We start from the raw sequence: 15,661 nt of genomic DNA on the forward strand, positions 1-15,661 counted from the left end.
TGACAAAGCGCTGAAACCCAGGCCCCATGCCGAGGAGCCGCTGACGTCAGGGCCATCGGACGCTCAAGAAGAGGCTCGAAGCGCCGATACATCAACCAGCACTTCCGCGAGCGCTCGATCTACACGTCAGCCGCCGTTCAAGAGCATCACGCATTACCGAATGGCAACGCTACCCAGGGCAAAAACGTGAAAGTGAATTTCAGTGCCGCAGTGCTGGCTTTCGGCTGGGTCATTTGCGGGGCCGCACTGGCGCAAACGCCGCCCAGCGGCGGCTTGATCCAGCAGGAAATCGAACGCCAGCAGGCACCCCGTGCGACCCAGTCCGCGCCCGTCATCCGCATCGAGCAGGACGCACGCCCGGAGACCGAGGTCGTCGACGCGCAGAAGATCCTGGTCACGACCCTCAATATCAGCGGCGCGAAAGTCTATCCCGACGCGCTGCTGATCGCGCTTACCGGCTTTGGCGCCCCGCGCGAGCTGTCGCTGGGTGAGCTGCGTGCCATGGCCGCGAAGATCACCCGCCACTACCGCGAGCATGGCTACTTCGTGGCGCTAGCCTATCTGCCGGCCCAGGACATCAAGGACGGCGCGCTCACCATCGCGGTGCTCGAAGGGCGTTTCGGCGACGTCAACCTGCAGAATAGCAGCGGTCTGTCCGATGACCTGGCCAATGGGCTGCTCGACCGGGTGCGCGGCGGCGACACGGTCGCCATCGCGCCGCTGGAGCGCAGCATCCTGCTGTTGTCCGATCTGCCTGGCGTTAATGTGACCTCGACGCTGGTGCCGGGCGCCTCGGTGGGCGCCTCCGATCTGATCGTCGAACTTGCGCCGGGACCGCGCGTTGCCGGGAGCATCGATGCCGACAACCATGGCAGCCGCTACTCCGGCGAGAACCGTCTGGGCGGCGCGCTGTACATCAACAATCCCACCGGTCACGGCGACCTGGTCAGTGTGCGGGCGCTGACCTCGGACGCCGGCTTGCACTATGGACGCATCGCCTATCAGGCGCAGATCGGCAGCGCCAGGGCGGGGCTGGCCTATTCCCACATGCAGTACCGCCTGGGCAAGGAATTCGACAGCCTTGAAGCCAGCGGCACGGTCGGCATCGCCAGCGTGTTCGGCAGCTACCCGCTGATCCGTTCGCGCCGGCACAACCTGACGGCCCTCGTCAGCGTCGACGCCAAGACTTTCCGGGACCGTGTCGATGCCACGGATACGGTGGCCGACAAGAAGGCGCAGGTTGCCATGCTGAGCCTCAACAGCGATATGCGAGACAGCATCGGCGGTGGGGGGCTGACCGACTTCGGGGCGACCTGGAGTGCCGGACGCCTCGATCTGCAAGACCCTGGCGTCGTGGCCGCCGACGCTGCCACGGCGCGCAGCAATGGCCACTATCACAAGCTGTCCGTGCATGCCATGCGCCTGCAAAGCGTGACCGATACGGTCTCGCTGTACGCCGCCTTCAACGGCCAGGTCGCCTCGAAGAACCTCGACAACTCGGAAAAGATGGGGCTGGGCGGCCCAGCCGGCGTGCGCGCCTATCCGACGGGCGAAGCGTATGGCGATCAAGGCTACATCCTCAACCTGGAAGCGCGCGCGCAGCTGCCGAAGTTCTCCGACGCGGTTCCCGGGCAGATGCAGATGATCGGCTTTGTCGATACCGGCAGCGTCATGCAGAACAAGAATGTCTGGGCCGCGGGACAGAACCGTCGCACCTTGTCCGGCTTCGGCATCGGTTTCAACTGGATCGCCAGCAGCAGCTTTGTGATCAAGGCAACCCTGGCGCGCAAGCTGGGCAGCGCGGCGGCGACGTCGGCCCCCGATGCCGGCAGCCGCTTCTGGCTGCAGGCGGTCAGATATTTCTGATGGCCACACGCGCCGGTGTGCCCGCTCAATGTGATGCACCCATGAACGCACCTCGATGCGCATCAAGTGCCGCGAAAACCCGTACCTGAAAAGGGCAAGACTCATCATGAACCGCACCTGTCGCTCGATCTGGAACGCACACACCCGCACCTTCGTTGCGGCTTCCGAAGTCACCCACAGCAGTGGTCAAGGCACCTCGTGCGTGGCTGGCGTGGCGGTGGAAGCGGGCTTTGCGCTGAAAGCGCTGACGTTGTCGCTCCTGATGGCGTTCGCGGCGAATGTGCATGCACTGCCCGTCGACGGAACAGTGGTCGCCGGCAGCGCCACCATCACCCGCGAGGCCGGCAGCATGACCATCCACCAGAGCAGCCCGAACGTCGCGCTGAACTGGCAGAGCTTCAATATCGGCTCGGCTCAGCGCGTTGATTTCGTGCAACCCGACAGCAGTTCGGTGGCCCTGAACCGGGTACTGGGTGCAGACCCGTCCAGCATCCTCGGCAGCCTGAGCGCCAACGGCAAGGTGTTCCTGGTCAATCCCAACGGGATTGTTTTCGGTCAGGGCGCGTCGGTCAATGTGGGTGGACTGGTCGCCTCGACACTCGACATCAACGACGGCGACTTCATGGCCGGCAAGTACCGGTTCACCGGCAACGGCGGTACGGTACGCAATGAAGGCCGCATCAGCGCCGACGGTGGTCATGTCGCGCTGCTGGGTGCGACCGTATCCAACCAGGGCGTGATCGTCGCGCGCTTGGGCACCGTGGCCCTGGCCGCCGGCACGACCGTCACGCTCGACGTGGCCGGTGACAATCTGATCAAGGTTTCCGTCGATCGGGGTGCGGTCCGTGCGCTGGTGGAAAACGGCGGCCTGATCCAGGCGGACGGCGGGCAGGTACTGCTGAGCGCGCAGGCCGCGGGCGACTTGCTGCAGACCGTGGTCAACAATACCGGGGTCATCCGTGCGCAGACCATCGACAGCCGCGATGGCACCATCCGCCTGCTGGGTGACATGCAGACCGGAACGGTCAATGTCGGGGGCACCCTCGATGCCAGTGCGCCCGATGGCGGCAAGGGTGGTTTCATCGACACCTCTGCGGCGCGGGTCACGGTGGCCGCCGACACGCGCGTCACCACGACGGCTGCGCGCGGCCAGACCGGCAGCTGGCTGATCGATCCGACCGATTACACCATCGCCGCAACGGGGGGTGACATCACCGGCGCGGTGCTGTCGGCCAATCTGGCCGGCACCGACATCATCATCCAGAGCATTTCGGGCGGCGCGGGCACCGCGGGCGATGTCAACGTGAACGACACCATCACGTGGAGCGCCAACACGCTCACGTTGAATGCGCAGAACAGCATCAACATCAACACGGCGATGAATGGCTCGGGCACGGCCCGTCTGGCACTGGAATACGGGCAGGGTGCGGTGGCGGCCGGCAATGCGAGCGCGGTGAATGTCCGGGCGCCGGTGAACCTGGCAGCCGGGAACAACTTCAGTACGAAACACGGCAGCGACGGGGCGACAAAGAGCTTCGCGGTCATCACCAGCCTCGGTGTCGAGACCAGCAGCAACGACGGCAGCCTGCAAGGGATCGTGGGGAATCTGGCCGGCAACTACGTGCTGGGAAGCGACATTGCCGCAGCCGACACGTCGACATGGAATGCCGGTGCCGGATTCACGCCGCTGGTATCCGCCAACCTTGCCACCGGATTCAGCGGCACCTTCGACGGGCTGGGCCACACCATTGCCGACCTGACCATCAATCTGCCGACGAATCGCGCCAAGGTGGGATTGTTCGGCTACGTCGTCGGGGGGACGATACAGAACGTCGGCCTCGTCGACGCGAACGTCCGGGGTGGTACTTCGATCGGCGCATTGGCGGGCATCGTCGAAAGCGCCGCGATCGTCAGCAACAGCTACGCGACAGGCGCCGTCACGGGCGCGTCGCTGCATGTCGGTGGTCTGATCGGAAACAACGGGGTCAGCAGCTACAACACCGCCATCAGGAACAGCCATGCGGCCGTCACGGTCATCGGCGGCGAAGGCAGCGGCGGACTGGTGGGCACCAGCAACGGCAGCATCCAGAACAGCTATGCGTCCGGAACCGTGAATGGCAGCTTGAGAACCGGCGGCCTTGTGGGCAGAAACCGCGGCCCGATCACCGACAGTTATGCCACGGGCAGGGTGATTGGCACCACCGAGATAGGGGGCCTCGTCGGACGCAACGACAATGCGGTCAATAGAAGTTATGCGACCGGCGCCGTGAGCGGAACAGACGCCGTCGGCGGGCTGGTCGGATGGAACGAGAACTACCAGACGGTCGGCAACAGCTACGCGACAGGGGCGGTGACCGGTGGTCGCCGGGTCGGCGGCCTGGTCGGCATGAACCGGCTCAACGCACGGGTCAGCAGCAGTTACGCGACAGGCGCCATCGTGGGCAACGACACCGGTGGCCTGGTGGGGTGGAACGACGGCATCGTGTCGAATAGCTTCTGGAACACCGATGTCTTTGCCGTGGGCACCAACGGCGCGAGCAGATTCTTCACCGGCATGACCGGCCTCTCGACGGCGCAGCTGACGCTCCTGGCCAACTTCACCAGCGCAACAACGGCCAATGGCAACGTCAATCCCGCCTGGGACATGAGCAGCATCTGGGTGCAGTACGACACGCATACCGCCCCGTTGCTGCGATCGTTCATGACGTCGATCACCGTGAGCGCCAACGACGCCACCAAGACCTATGATGGACTGGCGACCACCGGAGGCAACGGCGTGACGTATTCCGCCGCGCCGGACATGGACAAGCTGCTGGGCACCTTGAGCTACAGCAGTGGCGTCAACGTCGGCAGTTCCGCCCTGACCGCGGGCGGGCTCTACTCCAGTCAGCAGGGTTACCTCATCCGCTATGCCGACGGCACGATGACGGTGAACAAGGCCGATCTGACCGTGAGCGGCACGCGCGCGTATGACGGGAGTACGGTCATGGCGGGCAGTGCGCTGATCGCGACCGGCATGGCCGGCGAAACCTTCGGCTTGAGCGGCGTCGGCGACACCAGCAATCTGGTCAGCAAGGACGTTCAAGCGGGCAGCACCCTGAACAGTCTCACCGGCTTGACCCTGGGCACCAGCGACAACGGCGGACTGGCCAGCAACTACAACGATCTGACCACCGCCGGCAGTGCGGTCAGCCTCACGCCGGCGATCCTGACGGCCACCGTCAGCGTGACTGACAAGATCTATGACGGCGACGTGACTGCAGCAGCCACCCTTGCCATCACGGGCGGCCTGGTCGGCTTGGAAACGGTCACGGCCACGGGCGTGGCCAGCTTCAACAGCAAGGATGTATCGAGCGCCAATCTGGTGACGGTCGGCAGCACCGCTCTGGCGGACGGCACGAACGGCGGCCTGGCCACCAACTACAGCCTTGCGAGCGACCTGACGGCAGCCGCGTCAATCGCCGCGAAGCCCCTGACGCTCAGCGGCATGACCGCCGCCAGCAAGATTTATGACGGCAACACGGTCGCTACCGTGAGCGGCGGCGCGTTGAGCGGCCTGGTCGGAACCGAAACCCTCGTCTTTGCCGGACAGACAGGTACTTTCGTCGACAAGAACGTCGGCACCGGCAAAGCGGTGACGGTCACGGGCATCACCCTGGCGGACGGCACGAACGGCGGACTGGCCAGCAACTACAGCGTCAGCGGCCCGGCAGGCCTCGAAGGCAACATCACCCGTCTCGCGTCCGTCACCTGGGTCGGTGGCGCAAGCGGCAACTGGTTCGACGCTGCCAACTGGGCCGGCGGCGCGGTTCCCGACCTGGCCAACGTTGCCGACGTCGTCATGCCTGCTGACGTGACTGCGCGCTTCGAGCATGGCACCGCGCAGATCGACAGCCTCGCCAGCGATGGTGGCCTGCAGCTGGTCGGCGGCAGCCTGACCATCGCCACCGGCCTGCAACTGGCCAGCCTCGAACAGTCCGGCGGTACGCTCGTCAACAGCGGCTCGGTCGCGCTTGCCAACTTCAGTCAGAGCGGTGGCTCGATGACCGGAAATGGCGACTTCACTGTCACCCATCACTATCAGCAGACAAGTGGAGCCGGCAGCGTCGACTTCGCCGGCAACGTCGTCATCACCCAGGACAGCGGCTCGACGAGCCTCGGCAATCTGGCCACCGCTGGCGCGCTCGATGTCACCGCCACAGATGGCGACATCACCCAGATCGAGGGCACCCGCATTGCTGCGCTGACGGCCACCCTTTCGGCACTTGCCGGTCAGGTCAGACTCGCGACCCGCGGCAATGTTGTCGGCACCGCCGTCATCAGGCAAAGCACGCGTTTTGACAGCTCGATGATACGGTTGCTGCCGATTACCGAGACCCACTTCCCCGCGGCCAGTGGCAGCGGAATAACTGCCGCATCAAGCAGCACCTTCACGCCGTCGTCGCCCGGTGGCTTTGTTGCCGAGGCGCTGCTCGGCATCAGTCTGAATCTGGTCGATCAGGGAATCCGGTTGCCGACGGGCCTGCAACAAGCCCGTACCGAAGCAACCAAGGATGAAAGCTTGTAACGGGCGATCACGCCCGGTTTTGTGACCGGGCCATGATCTGGCGCCGCGAATTGCCTTGCCGGATCATCTCCGCGCTCAACGGCAGGTCAATCCATCGGTCCCGGATCTCCGATGCGGCGAAATCGGCGTGAACGCAGACCGTCACTGCTCTGCGGGTTGCCAGTTGCCATCATCGGCCGGTTCGCCGTTCGCAGCGGCCGAGCCCGGCGTGGCCGCCGGTGTCTTGGGCGCCACCCTGGCCGTGCCCTTGGCCGGGTAGCCGGCGCGGTTCAGCAGCGTCGTCCAGGCGCTTGCGCTGAAGCCGATCAGGTGGTCCTTGCCGGCGTTGATGGCCGGCACGCGGGCTTCCTGCAGCTTGAAGCGCTTCACGAACGCGTCCTTCTGCTCGTCGGTGATGATGCGCTGCTCGGTGTAGGCGATGCCGCGGTTCTTCAGGAAGGCGAGCGCAGATTCGCACAGGGCGTCGCACTCGTTGCCGAGCCACAGCGTCACCGGCGCCGTGCGCATGGCTTCGCGCTCGGCATAGCTCGCGCCCTGTTCGACCACGCTGGGCTGCAGCTTCTTCTCGGTGACCGAACGCGCATCGGGCGGCGGCGGGGTGCCGCTGTAGTGCGTATTGCCCTGGGCGTCCTTCCACTTGTAGGTCTGAGCCCAGACCGGGCTGGCGAGCACGGTGCCGGCGATCGACACGCAAAGCAGCAGGCGCAGATTCGTCATCGATAAGCTCCCTGTTGGATCGGCTGTCGCGGCGATAATCAGGCCGCCACCATGCCGCTGTGGCGCAGCAGTGCGTCGGGGCGCGGTTCGCGCCCGCGGAAGGCCTTGAACGATTCGAGCGCCGGGCGCGAGCCGCCCACGGCGAGGATTTCGTCCCAGAAGCGACGACCGGTCTCGGTGTCGAGCACGCTGCCGGTGTGCTCGCGCGCTTCTTCGAAGGCTTCGAAAGCGTCGGCTGACAGCACCTCGGCCCACTTGTAGCTGTAGTAACCCGCGGCGTAACCGCCGGCAAAGATGTGGCTGAAGCTGTGCGGAAAGCGGTTCCAGGCCGGCGGGCGCACGACGGCGATTTCGTCGCGCACCTCGTCGAGCAGCTGCAGCATGGTCTGTTCGCCGCCGGGCACGAATTCATGGTGCAGGCGCAGATCGAACAGCGAAAACTCGACCTGGCGCAGCGTCTGCAGGCCGCTCTGGAAGTTCTTGGCGGCGATCATCTTGTCGAACAGCGCGCGCGGCAGCGGCTCGCCGGTGTCGACGTGCGCGGTCATGCCGCTGAGCACGTCCCACTCCCAGCAGAAGTTCTCCATGAACTGGCTCGGCAGTTCGACCGCGTCCCATTCGACGCCGTGAATGCCCGACACCGCGAGATCATCGACCCGCGTCAGCACGTGGTGCAGGCCGTGGCCCGATTCGTGGAACAGCGTGATCACGTCGTCGTGCGTGAAGGTGGCGGGTTTGCCGCCCACGGGTGACGGGAAATTGCAGTTCAGGTAGGCCACCGGCGTCTGCACGCCCGACGCGACGCGCCGCCGCGTGATGGCTTCGTCCATCCAGGCGCCGCCGCGCTTGGTGTCGCGTGCATACAGGTCGAGGTAGAACTGGCCCACCAGCTCGCTGCCGGTGGCAGCCGCACGCTCGATGCGGAAGAAGCGCACGTCCGGGTGCCAGACCGGTGCCGTATCGGGCTTGATGGTGACGCCGTACAGCCCTTCGATGACGCGGAACAGGCCTGCGAGCACCTTGTGCTCCGGGAAGTACAGCTTCACCTCGTGTTCGGAGAAGTTGTAGCGATGGCTGCGCAGCTTTTCCGACACCCAGGTCATGTCCCAGGGCTGCAGCTCGTCGAGGCCGAATTCGTTGCACGCAAAGGCGCGCAGTTCGTCGAGGTCGCGCTTGCCGTGCGGCTTGGCGCGCGCGCCGAGGTCACGCAGGAAGGCCGTGACCTGGGCCGGTGTGTCGGCCATCTTGGGCACCATGGACAGTTCGGCGAAACTGTCGAAGCCGAGCATTTTCGACTCTTCGGCGCGCAGCGACAGAATGCGGTCGATCAGTGCCGTGTTGTCGCGCGCCGCATCGCCGAACTCGGATGCGCGGGTCGCGTTGGCGCGGTACATGCGCGCACGCAGGTCGCGGTTGTCCGCGTACTGCATCACCGGCAGATAGGACGGCATGTGCAGCGTGAATTTCCAGCCCTCGCGGTCGTCGCGCTGCGCTGCCTCGCGCGCCGCTTCCACGCTGTCGTCGGGCAGGCCGGCCAGCAGTGCTTCGTCGGTCACGTATTCGGCAAAGGCATTGGTCGCGTCGAGCAGGTTCTCGGAAAACTTCGCCGACAGCGATGCCAGCTCTTCCTGGATTTCCTTGAAGCGCGGCTTGAGTTCCTCGGGCAATTCGGCGCCCGACAGGCGGAAGTCGCGCACCTCGTTGTCGAGGATGCGGCGGCGCGCGGGCGACAGCGTGGCGTATTCCGGTGAATCGTGCAGCGCGCGGTACTTGGCGAACAGCGCGAGATTCTGGCCGAGCGAGCTGTAGAAGCGGGTGATCTCGGGCAGCGAAGCGTTGTACGCCTCGCGCCAGGCCGGCACGTCATTCACGCCGTGCAGGTGGCCGACCACGCCCCAGGCGCGGTTCACCTGTTCGCCCATGTCGGTGATCGGCGCCGCGAAACCGTCCCAGGTCGGGGCTTCGGGGCGCGCGATCAAGTCGTCGATCAACGCCTGATAGCGGGTCAGCAGGTCGGTGATGGCCGGTGCGACGTGCTCCGGCTGGATGAGGTCGAAACGGGGCAAGGCGGAAAAATCGAGCAGCGGGTTCGTGTTCATGGGGTTCCGGAAGCGTTGCGGTCAGCCAGTTGAATGACGGTTCGAGATCGATTCTAGCCCGGCGCCCGGCGACACAGGCTCAAGTTGCATCCCGGGCCGCCGAAAACCAAAGGTGGAAAGCGAAGTCTCCTTCCTGCAGTTGCAGGTCACACCACGCAGAATCAAGCTGCGTTCCAGGTTGAGTGCTTTCGAAAGATTGTCAGATGACTGTGCGGATTCCCCCTCAGCAGGACCCTCACGCGGATGTGCCCGGCGTCGCGGCCATGCTCGATCTGCGCATCCTGTTCAGCGTACCCGGCATGCGCGAGAACCGCGCCGGTCTGCGCACGCGCGTGCTCGCGACCTGGCGCAACGAAGCGGCGGCGATCATCGACGCCCTGCGCGACGCCGCCGCCGCGGGTGACGCCCATGCGCTGCGTCTGGCGGCGCACCGGCTGAAAAGTTCGAGCGGCGCGCTCGGTGCCATATATATAAGCAGTCTCGCCAGCGGTATCGAAAATGCGGCGCGTGACGGGCGCCTCGCCTTCGACGGACAACTGCGGTTGCGGCTCGAGCAGGCGGTGCAGCAAACGCTGGCCGCCTTCGGCGCGCTGGACGACCCCTCCGGTGGCGACCCGGGCCTTCGCACATGATTCTTCTGGTCGACGATGACGTGATGGTCCGCCTGATGGCGACCGAAGCGCTGATCAGCGCCGGCTTCGAAGTGATGGAAGCAGCCAGTGGCGAACAGGCGCTCGAGCTGTTCGACAGCCACGGGTTTTCGCTGGTGCTGCTCGACGTCAACATGAGCGGCATGGATGGCTTCGAGGTGTGCCGGCGCATCCGCGAGCGGGCGCACGGCCGGCGCCTGCCCGTCATCATGCTGACCGGCATGGACGACACGGTATCGATCGACAGTGCCTATTCCCTCGGCGCGACCGATTTCGTCACCAAACCGCTGAACTGGACGCTGCTGGTCTATCGCGTGCGCTACGCACTGCGTGCGGCCAGCACCGTGATGGAACTTGAAGTGTCGGAGCGCCGGCTCGCGGTGGCGCAGCGGGTGGCGCGGCTGGGCGGCTGGATCTGGCATGTCGAGGAAGACCGCTGCGAGCGCAGTGCAATCTGTCTCGACCTGTGGGGCGATACGCGCGCGGCGGCCCAGCAGGTTCCGTTCGGTCTGTTGTCGCGCGTGCTCAGCCCGGATCGACAGCATCTGCATGCCGCCATGGAGCGCGCCCGCGAGGGCGTGCCCTACCAGATGAGTTTTCGCGTGCAGCGCGCCGACGGCTCGCTGGTGACGCTGTTCGAACAGGCGTTGCCGGTACGCGACGAATTCGGCCGCGTGGTGCGCATCGAAGGCGTGACCCAGGATGTGACCGAACGCGAACTGGCCGAGCAGCGCATCCGTTTTCTCGCCTACCACGACAGCCTGACCGGTCTTGCCAACCGCCAGATGTTCCGCGACATGCTCGACCACACGCTGGCCCGCTCGCGCCGGCTGGGCAAGCGCTGCGCCTTGCTCTACCTCGATCTCGACCGCCTCAAGCGCATCAACGACAGCTTTGGCCACACGCTCGGGGATCAGATCCTGCGCGAGGTGGCGAGCCGCCTGCTCGGATCGGTGCGTTCGGCCGACTTCGTCGGGCGCGAAGGACTGCAGCCGGATGAGGTCGTCGCGCGACTGGGTGGTGACGAATTCACCGTGCTGCTGACCGATCTGGCACACACCGAAGATGCTGCCCGCGTGGCGGCCCGCATCTGCCAGGAACTGGGGCAGCCGATCCAGATGGATCACGTCGAACTCGTGGTGACCGCGTCGGTCGGCATCGCGCTGTTCCCGGAGAACGGCGACGACGCCGAAACCCTGCTCCGCCACGCGGACATGGCGATGTATGCCGCCAAGCAGCGTGGCCGCAACACCTTCGAATTCTTCACCGAAACGATGCAGCAGCGGGCGATCGAACGGCTGTCGCTGGAGCAGGACATGGCGCACGCCCTCGAAGGCGGCCAGTTCGTGCTGCACTACCAGCCGCAGGTCGATGCCGTGACCGGGCGCATCGTGTCGGCCGAGGCGCTGCTGCGCTGGAACCACCCGCAGCGCGGCGCGGTGTCACCGGTCGAGTTCATTCCGGTGGCCGAAGAAACCGGTCTTATCGTGCCGCTGGGTGAATGGGTGGTGCAGGAAGCCTGTCGGCAGATTGCGGCGTGGCGTGATCAGGGCCGGCCGGTGGTGCCGGTTGCGGTCAACCTGTCGGCGATCAATTTCCGTTCCGACTCGCTGCTGCCGCAGATCGTCGAGGCGCTGGAATCGAACCGGCTGTCGAGCCATTTCCTGCATGTGGAGCTCACCGAAAGTGCGGTGATGCACGAGCCGCAGAGCGCTCTGGCCAAGCTGGCCGCGCTGAAGGCGCTCGGCTTGACGCTGTCGATCGACGATTTCGGCACCGGCTACTCGTCGCTGTCCACGCTGAAGCAGTTCCCGATCGATCTGCTGAAGATCGATCGCAGCTTCGTGCGTGACCTGCCTGACGACGAGAGCGATGCGTCCATCGTCGATGCCATCCTCGCCATGGCGCATGCGCTCGGTCTGCGCGTCGTCGCCGAAGGTGTCGAGACGGAGGCGCAGCGGCAGTTCCTGGCGCAGCGCAAATGCGGCCTAATGCAGGGCTACCTGTTTTCCCGACCGTTGCCGGCCGAAGACTTCATGCGACAGATCGAGGCGGCCCGCTGAACCGGTTGCCCGGTCCGCGGAGCGGCGTCGGTCAGCCCTTGATGCCGCTGCCGGCCAGCATCATGTCGTCCTCGATCAGCACCGCCTTGCCGTCCGGCTTGCTCAGATCGGGAATCTGGCTGTCAACACGGTAGATGCCGCCCGGCACGGCGTCGGACAGCACGAAGATGTAGGTCTTGCCGACATACTTCGGAAACTTCTGCTTGTTGGGATCGTTGCTGTACGGCGTGATGCGGTACTCCCGGGCATCGACCGTCTTGCCGCCGAAGTTCACCTTGACCGGCTTGGCCGCCGGGCCTTCGGACAGTGCGAGCCGGATGCGCTTGCGGAAGTAGGCGGCCTTGCCGCCGGTCAGGCGTTCCATTTCCGCGATGTCGCGTTCCAGGAAACACATGAGTGCAGGATTGCTCAGCCCGCCATCGACCTCGGGCATGTCCTTCTTGTTGGTGCCGCTCAGGCAGGCCGTATTGACCTTGCGCGCGCCGGCTTCCTCGCTGATGCGCACCTCGACCTTGTCCTCGAACGGCTTTTCCAGACTGCCGCTGCGCTTGAAGGTGTAGCTCAGCGTGGTGGGCGCCTTCAGTGACGACAACTGGTCGTTCAGGAACAGCTGCTTTTCGGCTTCGGTGATTTCGTCGCTCGGTTCGGCATGTGCATTGCCGGCGGCAATCGCCAGCGCCAGCAACAGCGCAGACAGCTTGATGTGCTTGATCATGGTGGAAACTCCTCGTGATGGATATGCGGACCTCTTCGAGTCCGGCGGGTAAGTGTTCAGCACGGCGTATCGGCCGTACCGGCGCAGCTTTGCAGCCGCTGGTCGAGCAGGCTCAGCGCGCCCGGTGACAGTCCGGCCAGCCGCGCCCGCGTCCGGGCATAGCCCGCTTCGTCGCGCTGACCGAGCTGGGCGGTGGCGAGATCGGTCAGGAACACCGGGTTGTCGGCGTCCAGCGCATTGGCGCGTTCCAGTGCGGCGATGCCATCCACCGGGCGTCCCTGTTTGACCTGTGCACGACCGAGTGCATGCCAGGCGGACGCGTCGCCCGAATTGCCGGCGATCCAGTCGCGCGCGCGCGACTCCAGTTCGCCCCAGCGTGCTTCGGTCTGCAGGCGCAGCGTCTGCAGGAAGGCCGGCAGGGCGGCTTCGCTTTCGCTCCAGAAGGCCTGACCGCTCAGCGGCGCGACATCGGCGCCGGCAGGCTGCGCCATCCCTTCGCGGATCCAGGCGACCGGCAACGAAAACTGGTTATCGGTGCCGCTGCGGAACTTGAACGTCATCACGCCGACCAGCCGGTGCTCGCGATCGAACAGTCCGCCGCCGCTGGCCCCCGACGTGAAGGGCGTGGTGCTCTGGATGACGTTCGCGCCGTCGTGCGGATGCAATTGCAGCACCATGCCGTTGCTCACCCGGGGCGCCACGCCGAGGATGTAGCCCAGCGCGACCAGCTCCTCGCCCGGCTTGAGCGGTGTGCTGCGCAGTTCGACCACCGGCACCTGGGAGGCACCGGGTACGTCGAGCAGACACAGGTCGCGCCCGACCTGCGCACGCTGCGACCTCACCTGCATGCGTTCGCCGTTGCTGACCACGCGTATGGTCGTGGCGCGGGCGGTCACATGACAGGCGGTGGCGATGATGCCGGGGCCGACCGCCACACCGGTGCCGACCGACACATTACCGCCGGCGTCCGACGCTTCAACCTTCAATACGCTCGGTCGCAGCTTGATCAGCGCGGCGATGTCCTGCTGATCCAGCGCTGCGGCTGGAAACGGCCACAGCGCCAGCGTCAGCAGGCAGGCGGCAGGCGGGAGACGGCCGGTCATGGCAATCGCGGTGGTCAGCGGTCTGCAGCCGTCTGGCTGGCCTGCGACTCGTCGATCAGCGGAACGCCGTACGAGGTCAGGATGGCCTGGATGCCGGGCAGATTGCGCTGAACCGTTTCTTCGATCTTGTTCTTCCAGTCCTTCTCGCCGTAGCGCACGGCCATCGTGATCGCGTAATCGAACTTGATCGTGTTTTCAGGCGGGAAACCAATGGTCACCAGATCAGCGGCCTTCGCATTGCGGCCGAAGTAGCCTGCGATCGGACCCCACGCCATCGCGACATCGACCTTGCCGGCGACCAGATCCTTTTCGACGATTTCACCCGGATAGGCACCGGGGTCGCCGGACTGGCGCTGATAGGAAATCGCCTGGTCGAACAGCTTGTTGCGCAGCAGCCAGTCGACCGGCGGCGTCTGGGAAAACACGCCGAACTTCAGCGACTTGAGCTTCTCCGGCGACAGCTTGAGCAGGTCGTCCGGCACCTTCACGTCGTCCAGACCCGTGCCCTTCTTGAACACCATGGCGTAGGTCGAACGGAAATAGGGCTTGATCGTCGCGCCCATGTCGAAGCCGACCGGCACGCCGATGATGAGGTCGCACTTGTAGCGGCCGGGCAGCTTTTCGTGCTTGGCCTTCAGGGTCATCCGGATGAAACCCATGCGGTGCGGGAAGTAGGTGTATTCGAGCGCGTAGCCCATGTCCTTGGCCAGCAACTCGGCGATCTTGTTCTCGAAACCTTCGCCCTTGTCGTTCGACAGCGGCAGGTTGTTCGGGTCTGCGCAGACACGCAGCACCTTGTCGTCGCCGGTTTCCTGCGCCTGCAGCGCCGGTGCGGCAAGTCCGGTGCCCAGCAGGAAGGCAGCAGCGATCAGGGAATGTTTCATTGTTTCAGGTCTCCTCCGGATGAATGAACCCTTGCTGGGCAATGAAGCCCGGGTTCTGCTTGAATTCTTGTTCCGTGCGTCTCACGCGGAAGCTGGTGAGACAGTACGCGCGCGGTTTTGTTTTCGCTCAGTCCATCTTTTCGATGCGACCGGGCCGGATCGCTCCATCGGAACGGCCTTTCAGGTAAGCGTACAGACCGTCGAGATTGTCCATGACCTGCCTCGATCCGTCGAAGTTGGGCATGCCGCGGTCGATGCGACCCTTGGTCACGACCGCCTTGAAGTCGTCGCGCCCGAGTGTCCTGAGGCTGACGATCAGCGAAGGCCCCACCATGCCTTCCTGGTTCGGGCCATGGCAGCGTTCGCACGCGGCGTTGCGCCACGCGCGCCAGCCGGCCAGCGTCGCGTCATCCACCTTGTTGCCGCCCTGCACCTGATAGGGCGTTGTCTGTGCCGTCGCCATCTGGGCCGAGGTCATCAGTATCAGCATGACTGCCTGCCTGAACTGCTTTCTCATCATTCTCCCCTGGTTTGCCGGGTGCCCCCGACACCTGTCACGGGCAATCTGCGGACAAAAAAAGACTGGCACCGGCGTTTCCGCACGGTGCCAGTCCGGGGACCTTGCGGAAAGCGCGGTCTGCGCTTTCCGCTCAACGCACGATTACGGCAGTGCGAAGACAGTCATCGTGCCGCCCAGCTCGGTGTAGCTCGAGAGTTCGGCGTAACCACCCACGGCGCCCAGACCATCGGTCGGCTTTTCGAGACCGGCTGCGAGGCCGATGCCGGCCCAACCGCCGATACCCGACAGGATACCGATGTACTGCTTGCCCTTGAATTCCCAGGTCGTCACGTTGCCGATGATGCCCGACGGGGTCTTGAACTTGTACAGTTCCTTGTTGATATCGTCGGCATCGACGCACTTGAGGTAACCCTCGAGCGTGCCGTAGCAGGCGATGCCACCGGCGGTGACCAGCGAACCCGACCACACCGAGAACTT

The 15,661-nt window shown here is 65.1% G+C and carries 10 protein-coding genes and 1 pseudogene; 4 read left to right on the plus strand and 7 right to left on the minus strand.

What is annotated here, in order from left to right; all coding sequences use genetic code 11:
- Nucleotides 1–186 precede the first annotated feature (186 nt).
- Both ACTIFF_RS02265 and ACTIFF_RS02270 read left to right on the plus strand, forming a co-directional pair.
- Nucleotides 187–1,866, plus strand: a complete 1,680-nt coding sequence (locus ACTIFF_RS02265; RefSeq protein WP_439535350.1) for a ShlB/FhaC/HecB family hemolysin secretion/activation protein — start codon at nucleotides 187–189, stop codon at nucleotides 1,864–1,866.
- 106 nt (nucleotides 1,867–1,972) lie between these two features.
- Nucleotides 1,973–6,433 (plus strand): two-partner secretion domain-containing protein, encoded by a 4,461-nt coding sequence (locus ACTIFF_RS02270; protein WP_439535351.1) that lies wholly within the window; start codon nucleotides 1,973–1,975, stop codon nucleotides 6,431–6,433.
- A gap of 141 nt (nucleotides 6,434–6,574) precedes the next feature.
- Here ACTIFF_RS02270 and ACTIFF_RS02275 read toward each other — a convergent pair whose 3' ends face one another.
- Both ACTIFF_RS02275 and ACTIFF_RS02280 read right to left on the minus strand, forming a co-directional pair.
- Nucleotides 6,575–7,150: a glutaredoxin family protein gene (locus tag ACTIFF_RS02275; RefSeq protein ID WP_439535352.1), complete on the minus strand. Its 576-nt coding sequence runs from the start codon at nucleotides 7,148–7,150 to the stop codon at nucleotides 6,575–6,577.
- A 38-nt stretch (nucleotides 7,151–7,188) separates the two neighbouring features.
- The gene (locus ACTIFF_RS02280) at nucleotides 7,189–9,249 is read right to left on the minus strand and encodes a M3 family metallopeptidase (protein WP_439535353.1); all 2,061 of its coding nucleotides are present in this window, start codon (nucleotides 9,247–9,249) and stop codon (nucleotides 7,189–7,191) included.
- Nucleotides 9,250–9,452: 203 nt separating this feature from the next.
- On the opposite strand from ACTIFF_RS02280, the gene ACTIFF_RS02285 reads away from it, so the two are divergent.
- Together ACTIFF_RS02285 and ACTIFF_RS02290 are read left to right on the plus strand one after the other, a co-directional pair.
- Entirely contained in the window at nucleotides 9,453–9,881 is a 429-nt protein-coding gene (locus ACTIFF_RS02285) for an Hpt domain-containing protein (RefSeq protein ID WP_439535354.1), read from the plus strand.
- Complete coding sequence (locus tag ACTIFF_RS02290) at nucleotides 9,878–11,962, plus strand: putative bifunctional diguanylate cyclase/phosphodiesterase (RefSeq protein ID WP_439535355.1); 2,085 nt, start codon at nucleotides 9,878–9,880, stop codon at nucleotides 11,960–11,962. The genes ACTIFF_RS02285 and ACTIFF_RS02290 overlap by 4 nt, the downstream gene beginning before the upstream one ends.
- Before the next feature lie 31 nt (nucleotides 11,963–11,993).
- On the opposite strand, the gene ACTIFF_RS02295 is transcribed toward ACTIFF_RS02290, so the two are convergent.
- From ACTIFF_RS02295 to ACTIFF_RS02315, 5 genes and pseudogenes are all read right to left on the minus strand, one after another.
- Nucleotides 11,994–12,677, minus strand: a complete 684-nt coding sequence (locus tag ACTIFF_RS02295) for a hypothetical protein (RefSeq protein WP_439535356.1) — start codon at nucleotides 12,675–12,677, stop codon at nucleotides 11,994–11,996.
- A gap of 56 nt (nucleotides 12,678–12,733) precedes the next feature.
- Nucleotides 12,734–13,780 carry a trypsin-like peptidase domain-containing protein gene (locus ACTIFF_RS02300; RefSeq protein ID WP_439535357.1) on the minus strand — a complete coding sequence of 349 codons (1,047 nt, stop codon included), beginning with the start codon at nucleotides 13,778–13,780 and terminating at the stop codon, nucleotides 12,734–12,736.
- Nucleotides 13,781–13,794: 14 nt separating this feature from the next.
- Nucleotides 13,795–14,664, minus strand: a complete 870-nt coding sequence (locus ACTIFF_RS02305) for a quinoprotein dehydrogenase-associated putative ABC transporter substrate-binding protein (protein ID WP_439535358.1) — start codon at nucleotides 14,662–14,664, stop codon at nucleotides 13,795–13,797.
- A 127-nt stretch (nucleotides 14,665–14,791) separates the two neighbouring features.
- Complete coding sequence (locus ACTIFF_RS02310; protein WP_439535359.1) at nucleotides 14,792–15,154, minus strand: c-type cytochrome; 363 nt, start codon at nucleotides 15,152–15,154, stop codon at nucleotides 14,792–14,794.
- Nucleotides 15,155–15,325: 171 nt separating this feature from the next.
- Nucleotides 15,326–15,661 (minus strand): annotated as a pseudogene (locus ACTIFF_RS02315) (PQQ-dependent dehydrogenase, methanol/ethanol family); the annotation flags it as partial.

This window comes from Methyloversatilis sp. (assembly GCF_051861465.1).
Classification (GTDB): domain Bacteria; phylum Pseudomonadota; class Gammaproteobacteria; order Burkholderiales; family Rhodocyclaceae; genus Methyloversatilis.

Bases quoted from the DNA above. Each gene is read 5' to 3' on its own strand.
- ACTIFF_RS02270 (WP_439535351.1), top strand. From the start codon at position 1,973: ATGAACCGCACCTGTCGCTCGATCTGGAACGCACACACCCGCACCTTC.
- ACTIFF_RS02275 (WP_439535352.1), bottom strand. From the start codon at position 7,150: ATGACGAATCTGCGCCTGCTGCTTTGCGTGTCGATCGCCGGCACCGTG.
- ACTIFF_RS02280 (WP_439535353.1), bottom strand. From the start codon at position 9,249: ATGAACACGAACCCGCTGCTCGATTTTTCCGCCTTGCCCCGTTTCGAC.
- ACTIFF_RS02285 (WP_439535354.1), top strand. From the start codon at position 9,453: ATGACTGTGCGGATTCCCCCTCAGCAGGACCCTCACGCGGATGTGCCC.
- ACTIFF_RS02290 (WP_439535355.1), top strand. From the start codon at position 9,878: ATGATTCTTCTGGTCGACGATGACGTGATGGTCCGCCTGATGGCGACC.
- ACTIFF_RS02295 (WP_439535356.1), bottom strand. From the start codon at position 12,677: ATGATCAAGCACATCAAGCTGTCTGCGCTGTTGCTGGCGCTGGCGATT.
- ACTIFF_RS02300 (WP_439535357.1), bottom strand. From the start codon at position 13,780: ATGACCGGCCGTCTCCCGCCTGCCGCCTGCCTGCTGACGCTGGCGCTG.
- ACTIFF_RS02305 (WP_439535358.1), bottom strand. From the start codon at position 14,664: ATGAAACATTCCCTGATCGCTGCTGCCTTCCTGCTGGGCACCGGACTT.
- ACTIFF_RS02310 (WP_439535359.1), bottom strand. From the start codon at position 15,154: ATGCTGATACTGATGACCTCGGCCCAGATGGCGACGGCACAGACAACG.